This is a genomic window from Kitasatospora sp. NPDC088134 (assembly GCF_044741705.1).
Taxonomy (GTDB): domain Bacteria; phylum Actinomycetota; class Actinomycetes; order Streptomycetales; family Streptomycetaceae; genus Kitasatospora.
Genome location: NZ_JBIUTD010000006.1, coordinates 286095 through 299217, shown reverse-complemented (window position 1 = coordinate 299217; position 13123 = coordinate 286095). Strand labels below are relative to the sequence as shown.

The following is a 13123-nucleotide window of genomic DNA, read 5'->3' as shown; positions in this document are numbered from 1 at the left end:
GCTAGGGAGCGGACTGCCTCACGTCCGTAGTGCCGAAGTGTGCAACCCGAACGCGAACGCCAGCAGGATCGAGATCACCACGGTCGCGCCGTTGTGCAGGCCGAAGCCGACGCCGATGACCTGGCCGAGCACCTCGCCGATGGCGCAGCCGGTGAGGCAGTGCAGCGTGGCCTGCGCGGCGGTGCGCCAGCTGGCGCCGCCGCCGTGCTGATGGTGGTGGTGCTGGTGCTGCTCGTGGCCGCCGTGCCCGGCGCGGCCAGCATGGTCGGTCTGCTCGTGGTGCTCGTGGTGCTCGGCGTGCTCCATGGTGGCCCCTCCCTGGTCCGGTGTTCCGGTCAGCTGAACGCTATACCCCCCTGGGGTATTCCGCAGCGGATTTTCGGATCACCGGGGAGGGGCCTCCCACGGCCGCCCTCCTGGGCGGTTGCTCCTGGGCGGTTGCTCCTGGGCGGCTACTCCTTGCCGATCACCGTCACGTCCAGGCGGTCGGCCGCGTAGTCGGCGCGGATCACCTTCTTGTCGAACTTGCCCACCGAGGTCTTCGGCACCGACTCGATCAGCGACCAGCGCTCGGGCAGCTGCCAGGAGGCGACCCGCTCGGCGAGGAAGGCCCGCAGCTCGGGCAGGCCGGCGGCGGCGCCCGGCCGCAACACCACGGTGGCCAGCGGGCGTTCGCCCCACTTCTCGTCCGGGACGGCCACCACGGCGGCCTCGGCAACCTCGGGGTGCGCCATCAGGTGGTTCTCCAGGGCGACCGAACTGATCCACTCGCCACCGGACTTGATGACGTCCTTGGCCCGGTCGGTGAGGGTCAGGTAGCCGTCGGGGGTGATGGTGCCGACGTCACCGGTGCGCAGCCAGCCGTCGGGGCTGAACTTGTCCTCGGGGCGGTCCGGCTCGCCGTCCACGCCACCGAAGTACGCGCCCGCGATCCACGGGCCGCGCACCTCCAACTCGCCCTCGGCGACGCCGTCGTGGGGCATCAGCTCGCCGCTCGGGCCGACCAGGCGGGCCTGCACCGAGGCCGGGAAGACACCCTGGGTGACCCGGTAGGCCCACTCCTCCTCGCCGGTGACGCCGGCCGGCGGGTGGGCGACGGTGCCGAGCGGGGAGGTCTCGGTCATGCCCCAGGCGTGGATGACCCGGATGCCGTGCCGGTCCTCGAAGGCCCGCATCAGCGCGGGCGGGCAGGCCGAGCCGCCGATCACCACGGTCTTCAGGGTGGAGGTGTCGTAGTCGCCGGCGTCCAGCTCGTCCAGCAGGCCGGTCCAGATGGTCGGGACGGCGGCGCCGAAGGTCGGCTTGATCCGGTCGATCATCGTGGCGAGCGGCTTGGGCTGCAGGAAGCGGTCCGGCATCAGCAGGCTGGCGCCGGTCATGAACGCCGCGTGCGGGATGCCCCAGGCGTTGACGTGGAACATCGGGACCACTGGCAGCACGGTGTCGCGGGCGGTCAGGCCGAAGCTGGAGGCGGCGATGATCTGCATCGAGTGCAGGTAGATCGAGCGGTGGCTGTACACCACGCCCTTCGGGTCGCCGGTGGTGCCGGAGGTGTAGCAGAGCGCGGCGGGCTGCTTCTCGTCGATGTCGGTCTGCCACGGGTACGCGGTCGGGCGCCCGGCCAGCAGTTCCTCGTAGTCGTGCACCGTCCCGCCGAAGCCGGCCAGCACCGCCGGGTCGTACGGGCCGGACACCACCAAGTGCTTGACGATGTCGGCGAGTTGGGGCAGGACGGCGGCCAGCAGCGGCAGCACCGAACCGTTCACCACGATCACCCGGTCCGCGGCGTGCCGGACGATGTAGGCCAGCTGGTGGGCGGGCAGCCGCAGGTTGAGGGTGTGCAGCACCGCGCCCATGGACGGTATCGCCAGGTACGCCTCCTGGTGCTCGGTGTTGTTCCACATGAGCGTTCCGACGGCCTCGCCCTCGGCCACCCCGAACTCCTCGCGCAGCGCGTGCGCGAGCTGGGCGGCGCGGCCGCCGATCTCGGCGAAGGTCCGCACCACCGGGCCGGCCTCGGTCCAGGTGGTGACGGTCGACCGGCCGTGGACGGTGGACCCGTGCTGCAGCATCCGGGCGACGGTGAGCGGAACGTCCTGCATCGTGCTGTACACGCGGGTCCTCCTTGACCGGCCGGCACGTTGCTACCCGCAGGTAGCAACAGATTCCCCCGATTGTTTCCCCGTCGCCCCCTCGCTGTCAGTAGCCGCAACCGAGATGAGACCGACCCCGCTCCGGCGGGTCGCCTCCGCAGGTCGCCGGGGCCGGCGGGGCTCGACCGGGGGCGGTCGGGGCGATCCGAAGGGGGGCAGGGAGCAGATGGAAAGCGCTTTCCGTTTGGGGTGAGGGAGTTCGCACGCCCCTTCCATTCGTACACCCGCCCGGCGCGCGGCGGCCCGCTCAGCGGGCGACCGGGCCGTCCACCTGGTCGCGGTCGATGGTGAGCGCCACCCCGCCGTAGGTCTCCTGGACGTTGCCGTGGTGCTGGTGGATGCGGGCGCGGTCGGCCCACAGGTCGGTGCCGAGTAGGCCCGCGCCGTCGGCGGTGTTGGCCCGGTCGTCCCAGCGGGCGTACCAGACCGCGTCGGGCAGCGGGGAGCTGCCGGCCCGGGCGGCGGCGGCCAGGTCGGCGATCCCGGCGTCGGTGGAGGAGTAGAAGCCGGAGCGGAAGCCCGCCCGGTGCAGGGCCTGGGTCCAGCCGAGGGTGAAGTCCGTGACCGCCTGGCTGCACGCCGAGTCGCCGCGCGGGTACGCCTCGATGTCCAGGTAGACCGGGGTGCCGATGCGCAGCCCGAGGTCCTTCACCGCCCGCACCGCCTCGGCCGCCTCCTCCCGCCCCTGCCGCACCGCCTGCTCCGGGTCGATCCGCAGCGCCTTGCGCCCCGGCGCCATGCACGGCGCCTGCCGCCCGACGTGGGTCGGGATCAGCCGCCACCCCATCGCCCGGACGGTGCGCACCCAGGCCGCCGTCAACTGCGGCTGCGCGCAGGCCCGCTGCCGTCCGCTGGTGTAGATCCCGATCGCGCCGTACGGGGAGGTGCCCCACCAGGCCCGCATGGTCTCCACCGACGGTGCGGTGCAGGCGTCGAACCCGGCGCCGCCGAACACCTCGGCGGGCAGCGGCTGGCGGCGCGAGCGCAGCGGGTCGCTCAGCACGGTGCGGCGCGGCCGGACGGACGCCAGCTCGGCCGCGAGCAGCGGCGCGGCCTGGTGGGCGACGGTGGGCATGCCCTGGGCAGCGGGCACGGCCGCGAACTGCTGCGGCGGCGCGGGCCGGGGCGGGCCGGGTTGCGGCGGAACGGACTGCGAGAGGCCGGGTCGCGAGAGGCCGGGTTGTGGCGGGCCGGGTTGCGACGGGGCGGCCGGGGCGGTGGCCCGGGTCGGGGCGGGTGCGGGGCCGGCCGCCAGCATGCCGACGGCGTCCCGGTCGGTGGCGAGCAGCAGGACGAGCGACGCGGCCGTCAGGGCCGCCGGGCCGAGGTAGCGCACCCTCCAGAACTACTGACCGACCATCGGCCCGCCCGGCAGGACACGCCGACCCGGCGCCCCGGTCACCCGGGCGGCCCTGCGGCGCACCGTCGGGGCGGCCGTAGCGGCGCACCGCCGAGGCCGCATCGAAGCAGTGGGTAACTGGCTTTGACCTATTCCACTCCTTACGCCACACTCGATCCCATGTCAGGCGCGTCCCTCACCGTTGAAAGCACCAGCGAACTCCCGGCCACCACCTCGGTTTCCAAGGCCGCTACCGATCCGGGGCTCGGCTCCGGGCCGTCCCGAACCCGGGCGGGGACGCCGGTCCGGGACCGGGCGGGCGGGCTGCGGCGGCGGTTGGGGTCCGTTCCGGCGCCGGTGCTGTGCCTGGTGTCGATGCTCGCGGTGCAGCTCGGGGTGGCGGCGTCCAAGCCGCTGTTCGGGGTGCTGGGCGTGGCCGGCGCGACCTTCCTGCGGATCTCCTTCGCCGCCGTCCTGCTGCTGGCCGTCACCCGGCCCCGGCTGCGTGGCCGCAGCCCGCGCGACCTGGCTCTGGCGGGCCTGCTCGGGGTCGCCTCGGCCGGGATGACCCTGCTGTTCGCGGGCGCCGTCGACCGGCTGCCGATGGGCACCGCCGCGACCATCGAGTTCCTCGGCCCGCTGGCGGTCGCCCTGGTCTTCGCCCGGCGCGCCGGGCACGTGCTGTGGGCGATGCTGGCCGCCGCCGGCGTGGCCCTGCTCACCCTGCTCGGCCACGGCGACTCCGGGGCCGGGAGCCTGGACCCGGTCGGCCTGGCCTGCGCGTTCGGCGCGGCCGCCTGCTACGCCGGGTACATCCTGTTCACCGACAAGGTCGGCGCGGTCTTCCGCGGCTTCGAGGGCCTGGCGGTCTCCTTCACCATCGGCGCCGTGGTGCTCGCCCCGTTCGGTGCCGTCGAGGCGGTCCGGGGCCTGTCCGACGCCTCCGCGCCCGGCCTGCTGCTGCTCGCGGTCGCGGGTGTCGCCCTGCTGTTCCCGGTGCTGCCGTACGCCCTGGAGATGACGGCGCTGCGGCGGATGCCGCAGCGGGTGTTCAGCGTGATCGTCAGCCTGGACCCGGCGATCAGCGCGCTGGTCGGCCTGGTGGTGCTCGGCCAGGTCCTGGGCCTGCCGCAGGTGCTCGGCATCTGCTGCGTGGTCGTCGCCAGCGTCGGCGCCACCCTCACCTCGCGCCGCTGAGATCGGACGCTCGGGGGTGCTCCGGGGGTGCTCCGGGTGCGGCACCGGTGAACCCCTCGGGGGCGCGGCGCCGTTGCGGCTGCCACGCCCCCGAGGGGTTCCGATCGTCCGTTCCGATCGTCGTTCTGCGTTCTGCTGTGCCCCGAGGCGGTGACCCTTTCCACTCCCGGGTGCCCCGGCGGTCCGTGCTCCGTCCGGTCCGGCGCCCCCGCCGGTCCGTCCGCACCTCCCGCCGGAGGGTCAGTAGCTGTAGACCGGCGCGAAGACGAAGTTGAAGTTCTTGTTGGACTGGTCCGCGTAGACGATGCCCGTGTTGTCCTTCACCCCGAGGGTGTTGTTCTGGTTCGACGCACCGGCACCGGTCGCCGTCTGCTGGGTGGCGTTGTAGTTGCCGTCGACCGAGCCGAAGATGTTGCCGCTGCCGAAGTTGGCGACCACGCCGCTGTTCGAGCCGTGATCGGCGGCCGCGCCGTTGTCGGCCGCCGCGGCGCCCGCCCCGGCCAGCAGCAGAGCGGCTGCGAGCGGGACGGACGCGAGCAGGGCGGCAAGGCGTGTACTGCGGTAGCGCGCCATGAATTTCCTCCGTGGAGCCGTGAGCCGGGCAGCCGTCGACCGTCGGCCCTCGGACCGGTGGTGCTTCGGCTGGCGGTTCAGGTGGTGGCGGTTCAGGTGGTGCTTGCCAAGAACAAGGTGCTGCGGGTTACCGAATGGTGCTGCGGGTGTTTCCGGTTCCGGAGTTCGCGGCCAGACGAACCTCCGGGGGCTGCGACGCCGAGGAACAGACTTCCGCAACAAATCGACAAAGCACCAGCACCACTGAGCCTTTTCCCCCATTAGCGTGACAGCGACCCCGTCGCGCATAGTCCGCGACAATTCGGCTCGTCGACAGGTACACCCCCTCTGAACTGGCAGATAGCCCGGACGGCGGCAGGTTTTGAGCCGTCCGGGCGGGCGCGCGAACGCCGCTCCTCGGCGAGTCGCGCAACCCCCGGGGCGCACGAACAGTCCGTCCACGCCCCGCCCACGCCCCATGCAGGTCGAGTGACCATCAAATGTCGACACAGGAATTGTCGGCAATAAATACTCACACTATCCGAACGGCATACTGTGACGATCCGAAAATCCCCGGCCGATTTTCCCGATCATCACCTTGTGATGATCGGACGATATCGGTGCCCGATGGGCCGTTCCGCGCGGCGCGGTGGAGCGAGGCGCGGTGGAGCGCGGCGCCCGTGCGCAGGGCTCAGATCACCTTTCCGGGGTTGAGGATGCCCAGCGGGTCGAAGGCCGCCTTGATCTGCCGCTGGAGCTCCAGCCCGACCGGGCCCAGCTCGCGGGCCAGCCACTCCCGCTTGAGCAGGCCGACGCCGTGCTCCCCCGTCACCGTTCCGCCCAGTTCCAGGCCCAGCGCCATGATCTCGTCGAACGAGGCCCTGGCCCGGGCCGTCTGGTCCTCGTCCCGGGCGTCGAAGATCACCACGGGGTGGGTGTTGCCGTCGCCCGCGTGCGCGACCACGCCGATCGTCAGCCGGTGCCGCTCGGCGATCCCGGCGACACCGTTCAGCATCGCGGCCAGCGCCGTCCGCGGCACCGCCACGTCGTCGATCATCGTAGTGCCCGTCCGCTCCAGCGCGGGTAGCGCCAAGCGCCTTGCCTGGAGAAGCAGTTCGGACTCGGCGCGGTCCTCGGCCGGCACTACCTCGGTGGCCCCGGCGGCGGTGCACAGGGCGCCGACCTCGGCCAGCCGGTCGCGCTGATCGGGCCCGTCGAAGGCGACCAGCAGCAGCGCCCGGGTGGACTCCGGCAGCCCCATCTGCGCCATCTCATTGACCGCCCGGACGGTGGTGGCGTCCATCAGCTCCATCAGCGAGGGCGCGTGCCCGGCCGCCATCACCTCGCACACCGCCCGCCCGGCGGCGTCCACCGAGTCGAACTCCGCCGCCAGCACCAGTTGCGGCCCCGGCGCGGGCCGCAGCGCCAGCACCGCCTCCACCACCACGCCGAGCGTGCCCTCGGAGCCCACCAGCAGCCGGGTCAGGTCGTACCCGGCGACGCCCTTGGCCGTGCGCCGCCCGGTCCGCAGCAGCCGCCCGTCCGCCAGCACCACGTCCAGGCCGAGCACGTACTCGCTGGTGGTGCCGTACTTGACGCAGCAGAGCCCGCCGGCGCCGGTGCCGATGTTCCCGCCGATGGTGCAGGACTCCCAGCTCGACGGGTCCGGCGGGTAGGCCATGCCCAACGCCTCGGCGGCACGCGACAGTTCGGCGTTGACCACGCCCGGCTGCACCACCGCGATCCGGTCCACCCGGTCGATCGACAGAATCCGGTCCATCCGGGTCAGCGACAGCAGCACACAACCGTCCACGGCGTTCGCCCCGCCGGACAGCCCGGTCCGCGCGCCCTGCGGCACCACCGGGACCCGCAGCTCGCTCGCCGTCCGCAGCACGAACTGCACCTGCTCGACCGTCTCCGGGAACACCAGCACTGCCGGGTCGCCCACCGGGCAGAAGCCCGCCATGTCCCGGGCGTACGAGGCCGTCACGTCCGCGTCCACCGTGATCGCGCCCGTCGGGAGTCCCACCCGCAGCCGCTCGACCAAGTCACCCATGCCAGACCTCCAGCAGTCGTCCCCGTCCGCACTCTCCCTCCTCCTCCCCTGCCGGGGCAAGCGCCCCCGCCCACCGACCCACCGACCCACCGGTCCGCCGTCCGGGCGCCCCGCCGCCCCGCCGCCGCTCCGTGGCGGCCCCCTGTCCCGGTGTCGGACCGCTCGGGCACCCTGGTCCCATGCGTGCACCCCGTGTCCAGTGCCCCGACTGCGAGCGCCCGGTCGCCCTGATGCCGACCCGGCGGACGGGCTACGGCGTCATCCACGACCACAAGCGCGAGCGGCACTCGCTCGTGCTGTGCTCCGGCAGCATGCGCCAACTCCCGCTCACCGACGCCACCCTGTGGCAGGACGCGCTCCCCGGCCTGCCCGGGCAGACCGACCAGGACGCCCCGCCAACCCTGTTCTGACGTTCCGTCAACTCCTGTTCGGCGTGCGGTAAAACCACTGTCCGGCGCGCCGCTTCGGGGGTAGCGTCCCGCTCCGGGAGAACGGTTCGCACCAGGGGGTGGGCACGGTGTACGACGGCGCGCGCTACCAGTACCTGGAATCGCTGGACTCGACCCGCACCGGCCACGCCCCGACCACCCCGACCGCCCCGGACGCTACCGGGGCCACCGCCGACGCGTCCGAGGCGGAGCTGCACCTGCAGATCTTCACCGAGGTGCTGATGACGCTCGCGCTGGGCCGCGAGGTGGTCGTCCCGCAGGCGTACGCCTTCGACTCGCCGGGTTTCCTGCGCGTCGCCACCACCGTACTGCGGGCCCGTCCGGCGGCCGCCGCGGGTGAACACCCCTTCCGGGTGCACCTGTTCGAGGTGCGCTCGTACCCGGAGGCGGTGACCGCGATGCTCCGCCGGACGTCCGACGGCACCCGCCCGTTCATGAGCAGCCTGCTGCCCGAACTCAACGACCCGACCCGGTACGGCCTCGATCCGGACGAGGTGCGGCAGCAGGCCGCCGACCTGGACCGTCTGCTGAACGCCGAGTGGCTGGGCGCCGAGCGGGCCGACGGGATCGCGCTGGTCCATGACGAGTTCCGGCGGGTGCCCCGGGTCGCCCCCGCTGCGGCCGTCCGGCCCGGTGTCCGGCGTCCCGGCCTGGGCGAACTGGTGACGGCGGCGGCCGACGAGTCCGCGCCGCTCTCCCCGCCGTCCTCCGCCGGTCCCTCCGGACTTCCCGAACTCCCCGAACTCCCCGAACTCCCCGAGCGGTACCGGGAGGTGCGGGCCGACCTGGCCACCGCGATCCGCCGTCTCGGCGCCGGGGACCCCGCGCCCTTCGACGACCGCAGCCGGCTCCGGCTCGCCCTGCCGTGGCCCGGCGACGCCGCCGGACGGAGCCCGGAGGAGATCGTCGGCGGGCCCGAACTCCTCGGCCTGCTGGTCGAGTTCGTCGACACGCTGTACAACCTGATCGTCGCGGACTCGATCGGCGTCGCCGACTCCACCCTCAGCACCGCGACCGGCCCGTCCCGCCGCCACCTGGCCGGCCACGGCATCGCCAAGGAGCTCGCCCTCGCCCACTACCGGGCCCGGACCCGCCCCGCCGAACCCGCGCCGCTCCAACAGACCGACGCACCACCGCTGTTCGAAGTCCGGGTGGACGCGGCGAGCGGCCTTGCCCAGGACGCGGTGCACGCCCGGATGACCGCCCTGCGCACGGACGCCGCCGACGCGATCGCCGCCCTCCTGGCGGCCCGGGCCGAGCGCGGCCGTGCCGCCAAGTCCCCGTTCTGGAAAGGCGTCGAGGAACTGCGGACGGCCGAGGACCCGACCTCCGCCCGCAAGGCGCTGGACGCCCACCTGGCCCGGGTGGCCGCTATCCTCGGCAACCGGGCCGACCTCGTCCCGGTGGGCGGCCTGGCGATCGAGCTGGTGCTGACCGCGGCGGGCACCGTCGGCCCGGCGATGGCCTCCGAGGTGTGGAAGCTGCCCGGCCTCGTCGGCTACCCGGCGATGGCGGTCGGCGCGGTCGGCAGCGTCCTCTACCGCAAGGGCAAGGACAGCGCGGTGCGCCGCCTCCTCACCCGCCGGCTGGCCTGCGCACTGGGACAGGTCGTCGACGTGAGGGGCTGAACGGCATGACGGACACCGGACACCGGGAGCGACCCGAACCCGCCGACGCCGTGCGGCGCACCCGGGAGGTGCTCGCCTACCGCAACCGCTTCGTCGACGTGTACGACGACGAGGTCGTCTTCCCCAGCGGGACGCCCGGCACCTACCTGAAGATCCGTCACCGCGACGAAGGGCTGGGCGTGGTGATCCTGCCCGTCCACGGCGACACGATCGGCCTGGTCCGCACCTACCGCTACCCCCTCGGCCGCCCCCAGTGGGCGCTGCCCCGCGGCTTCTCCCACGGCGCCGACCCCCTGGTCACCGCCCGCACCGAACTCCACGAGGAACTCGGCATCCCCGACGCCGAGTTCGACCTCCTCGGCACCATGACCCCCGACTCCGGCCTGCTCGCCGCCGAAGTCGCCGTCGTCCGGGCCACCGTCCCCACCACCACTCCCAGCGGCCCCCTCGCCCCGGACGAAGTCACCGAAACCCGCTGGCTCACCCTCCCCGAACTCTGGCGCTGGATCGCCACCGGCACCCTCGACGACGGCATGACCCTCGCCGCCCTCACCCTCGCCCAGGCCCACCAGCGCCTACCCCACCCCTGAAGCGCCCCGCCCGCTCCCCACCGGAAACGACTCAGGGCGGGTACCGGCTCGATGCCGGTACCCGCCCTGGGCTGGTGGTTCACCCCACCAGGTGGCGGAGGGTGTGGGATTTGAACCCACGGTGACCAGAGGCCACGACAGTTTTCAAGACCAAAGATCAACTCCGAGGAAACGTGTTCTGACCTGCTGCACCACTCCGGCGGAGCTAATCTTCGCCGCGCTGGTCCACGGCTGGTCCACAGCCCCGTCATGCCCATCTGACTACGTGGGCCAGGATCTACCGAGAGCTTGAGTTCTGGGGACCGCCCGCAGGCTGGCAGTCGCACCCCGGGATCGCTCATGCTGTGTGGGTACCTGCCCAACGAAGGGAGCGGCCAGTGCCCGAGCGAAGCCCGCGTGGAACGTACCTGCGGATCGCCGACGCGCTGCGTACCAAGATCAAGGAAGGCCCCGAGCTGACGGCGCTTCCGTCGGAAGCCGCGCTGATGCAGGAGCACAGCGCGGCCCGGAGCACGGTGAGGCGGGCGCTCGATGTGCTCGCCGCCGAGAAGCTGATCCGGTCGCAGCCCGGAATCGGGTGGGCCGTTGTCGGGGCAGGGAGCAAGCCTCCGGTGGCTGAGCAACTGGCTTCCATGGTTCGGGAACTTGGCGTGGGGGCGGCGTTTCCGCCAGAGAAGGAACTCGTTGAGGTCACCGGTGCCTCACGCGGAACCGTGCGCAGCGCCCTCGCACAGCTTGAGGGTGCCGGAGTTCTCGAAGTCCGTCACGGGAAGGGGCGGCGCATCCGGTCCCTGCCCTCCAACCACTCCTGATCACTGCCTCTAGGAGCAGATGCCATCGTGTGGGCCTACGAGCTGGCCGAATCCCTTCTCTCTAACGACCTCCCTCGCCGATGGGTCCACTCGAAAGGGGTGGCCGCAAAGGCGCGAACCCTCGCAGAAATCCTCGGCCCTGACGCCGAACTACTGGAGTCCGCAGCAGTGCTTCACGACGTCGGCTACGCGCCGCAGATCGCGGACACCGGGTTCCACCCCCTCGACGGCGCCCGGTTCCTCCGCAGGGAGGGCATGGACGAGCGGGTGGTGCGGCTCGTGGCTCACCACTCGTGCGCGCTGCTCGAAGCCGAAGAGCGGGGCCTCCGGCAGGAACTCGCGGGTGAGTTCCCGCTGGAGGAGCCGCACCTGGTCGATGCGCTGATCTACTGCGACATGACCACCACGCCGGACGGGGCACCGACCACGACGCCCGACCGTATCGCAGAGATCGTGGGGCGGTACGGGCCGGACAGTGTCGTCGGTCGCTTCATCCGGCGCGCCGAGCCGGAGATCGGTGCTGCTGCGCTTCGTGTCGAATCCCGGTTGGGGCAGGCCCGGAACTCTGCCTAACCGATGTACGGCTCGACCCGATCCGGCGACAAGCCGTGGTCGATTCGCAGCCGCATCGACGGATGAATGTCCAGGTCCGCGAGGTCCGCTGGGTTCACCCAACGGACCTCCTTGGACTCGGAGCTGGTCCTCAGCTCCCCGCCGATGGGTCGCGCCCTGAAGCAGATGGAGAACTGCTGCCGGACCTCGCCGTCGTCGTACGCCATCACGTGGTTCGGGTCCGTGTAGAGGCCGACGACCGACACGACCTCCACGTCGATGCCGGTCTCCTCCTGAACCTCGCGGATCACGGTGTCGCTGACGGACTCGCCGACGTCGTGCCCGCCACCCGGCAGCGCCCACAGGTTGTTGTCCGTCTTGTGGATGAGCAGCAGTTCCCCCTCGGCGTTGGTCACGACGGCCGTCACGGACGGGACCACCGAGTTCGCTGGCGGGGCTGCTGGGTCGTGAAAGTAGTCGATGCGGCTCACGCGGCCTCACTTCCGAGCTGGGGCGAGCTGATGCTCCGTGAACTCTCCCAGATCCTCTCGATGCTCGTGACGTAGGTGCTGAACAGCTCGCCGCCGGGAACCCGCGCCAGATGCATCACCGGTGCCATGAACGCGCCCACGCCGTACACGTGGCCGTTGACCAGCAAGTCGTCATCGGCGCGGTAGAGCGAGTTGTAGAGGGTGGTCGAGTGGAGCCGGAACTCGACTCCGGGCAGTCCGAACAGCGGACCGTAGTTGGCCAGCGCGTTTCGGATCTTGCCAGCCATCGCGGTACCGATCCCTTCGTCTTCGCCGCGCTGGGCCACACCAGCGCAGTCGGGATCGCCCAGCATCAGCCGGACGGGTACGCCAGCGTGCGCCTTCTCCCGGATGAGCTGGTGGAACTGCGGGTCTTCCGACAGCCAGAATCCGGCGTAGACCACGAGGTCGAAGTTCTGGGACGCCTTCGCGTACAGGGACGTCCAGAGTTCCTTCGGCACGACCGCGCGGTGCGGGTACAGCTTCACGAGTTCGGCCCGGCCGGCCTCGGCGGTAGCGCTGCTGGTCCGCTCGTCCGACCAGAGGTCCGACAAGTCTCGCTGCAACAGATTGGCGAGCGCGTACTGGAAGCGTCGGTGCGGGCGACGGCCCTCCCTTGCTTCCACCCACCGCTCGACGGTCCGGGTACTCACTCCGAGTCGCGCTGCGATCTCTTCCAGCGTCAACTCGCTTGCGAGGATTGCCCCTCGCAGCCTTTCGTTGGCCAACTCGTCCTCCCCTGGACGAACATGCGGCGCTTGGACGATTCGGGACGGTTCGACGGTAGCCAAACCGGCCACTGGCCGTCCAGGTCCGCCGTGTTCTGACACCGCCGAAGCGGCGAATCTAGTGGTGCACGGCAGGGACGCTCCGCCGAAACAAGCGAAGGACTTGACGAAGCGTCATTCTGTCGGCATCGTAAGAGACATGTTCAACATGTTTCGCATGGCGGAGCTGGAGAACTGGCAGCCCTTCTTTGGGCTGCTCTGAGCTGTGTGAACGTGCCCGGACGGGTGGGGTGACAGCCCCCGGAAGGAAGCGGCTGTTCCTTGAGAACTCAAGAGTGTGCTGATCAACGAACGAGTGTCTTTGGTCCTCGATCCGTCGCCGTGGTGTGGCGGGTCGGGGGTCATGGCTGCTCGTCATGAGTGGTCTGGGCCCGCACGGAACGGGCCGCCGCGCTCCGGGCAAGGAGTGCGCGGCGGCCCCGGGGCCTACCCGACCCGTGAGAAGAGGTAGACCCGTGAGGTCGATTGTTGCAGGGC

Annotated in this window: 12 protein-coding genes and 1 pseudogene; 6 read left to right on the top strand and 7 right to left on the bottom strand. The window is 71.6% G+C overall.

Translation table 11 applies throughout. The annotated features are described in order from the left end of the window. Positions 1–45: 45 nt before the first annotated feature. The 3 genes and pseudogenes from ACIOHG_RS13185 to ACIOHG_RS13175 all read right to left on the bottom strand — a co-directional run. Positions 46–306: pseudogene (locus ACIOHG_RS13185) on the bottom strand (DUF4396 domain-containing protein); the annotation flags it as partial. Between the two features lie 146 nt (positions 307–452). Further along, positions 453–2114: a long-chain fatty acid--CoA ligase gene (locus tag ACIOHG_RS13180; protein WP_400949125.1), complete on the bottom strand. Its 1662-nt coding sequence runs from the start codon at positions 2112–2114 to the stop codon at positions 453–455. Between the two features lie 286 nt (positions 2115–2400). After that, positions 2401–3489 (bottom strand): DUF1906 domain-containing protein, encoded by a 1089-nt coding sequence (locus tag ACIOHG_RS13175; RefSeq protein WP_400949122.1) that lies wholly within the window; start codon positions 3487–3489, stop codon positions 2401–2403. A 183-nt stretch (positions 3490–3672) separates the two neighbouring features. Between ACIOHG_RS13175 and ACIOHG_RS13170 the strand changes: the two genes are divergently transcribed. Further along, positions 3673–4689 carry an EamA family transporter gene (locus ACIOHG_RS13170; protein WP_400949119.1) on the top strand — a complete coding sequence of 339 codons (1017 nt, stop codon included), beginning with the start codon at positions 3673–3675 and terminating at the stop codon, positions 4687–4689. 240 nt (positions 4690–4929) lie between these two features. On the opposite strand, the gene ACIOHG_RS13165 is transcribed toward ACIOHG_RS13170, so the two are convergent. Both ACIOHG_RS13165 and ACIOHG_RS13160 read right to left on the bottom strand, forming a co-directional pair. Beyond that, complete coding sequence (locus ACIOHG_RS13165; protein WP_400949116.1) at positions 4930–5262, bottom strand: hypothetical protein; 333 nt, start codon at positions 5260–5262, stop codon at positions 4930–4932. A 670-nt stretch (positions 5263–5932) separates the two neighbouring features. Beyond that, positions 5933–7297: an FAD-binding oxidoreductase gene (locus ACIOHG_RS13160; RefSeq protein WP_400949113.1), complete on the bottom strand. Its 1365-nt coding sequence runs from the start codon at positions 7295–7297 to the stop codon at positions 5933–5935. Between the two features lie 179 nt (positions 7298–7476). Here ACIOHG_RS13160 and ACIOHG_RS13155 point away from each other — a divergent pair, with 179 nt between their 5' ends. From ACIOHG_RS13155 to ACIOHG_RS13135, 5 genes are all read left to right on the top strand, one after another. Continuing rightward, the gene (locus ACIOHG_RS13155) at positions 7477–7707 is read left to right on the top strand and encodes a hypothetical protein (RefSeq protein WP_400949110.1); all 231 of its coding nucleotides are present in this window, start codon (positions 7477–7479) and stop codon (positions 7705–7707) included. A gap of 107 nt (positions 7708–7814) precedes the next feature. Then, complete coding sequence (locus ACIOHG_RS13150) at positions 7815–9374, top strand: hypothetical protein (protein ID WP_400949107.1); 1560 nt, start codon at positions 7815–7817, stop codon at positions 9372–9374. Between the two features lie 5 nt (positions 9375–9379). Next, positions 9380–9964, top strand: coding sequence for an NUDIX hydrolase (locus ACIOHG_RS13145; RefSeq protein ID WP_400949104.1), 585 nt, complete (start codon positions 9380–9382; stop codon positions 9962–9964). A 377-nt stretch (positions 9965–10341) separates the two neighbouring features. Then, positions 10342–10776 carry a GntR family transcriptional regulator gene (locus ACIOHG_RS13140; protein WP_400949101.1) on the top strand — a complete coding sequence of 145 codons (435 nt, stop codon included), beginning with the start codon at positions 10342–10344 and terminating at the stop codon, positions 10774–10776. A gap of 27 nt (positions 10777–10803) precedes the next feature. Then, a complete protein-coding gene (locus tag ACIOHG_RS13135; protein WP_400949098.1) occupies positions 10804–11349 on the top strand; it encodes an HD domain-containing protein in 546 nt (181 codons plus the stop codon). Here ACIOHG_RS13135 and ACIOHG_RS13130 read toward each other — a convergent pair. After that, positions 11346–11819 (bottom strand): NUDIX hydrolase, encoded by a 474-nt coding sequence (locus ACIOHG_RS13130; RefSeq protein ID WP_400949096.1) that lies wholly within the window; start codon positions 11817–11819, stop codon positions 11346–11348. The genes ACIOHG_RS13135 and ACIOHG_RS13130 overlap by 4 nt on opposite strands. After that, positions 11816–12586 (bottom strand): helix-turn-helix domain-containing protein, encoded by a 771-nt coding sequence (locus tag ACIOHG_RS13125; RefSeq protein WP_400949093.1) that lies wholly within the window; start codon positions 12584–12586, stop codon positions 11816–11818. The genes ACIOHG_RS13130 and ACIOHG_RS13125 overlap by 4 nt, the downstream gene beginning before the upstream one ends. Positions 12587–13123 lie beyond the last annotated feature (537 nt).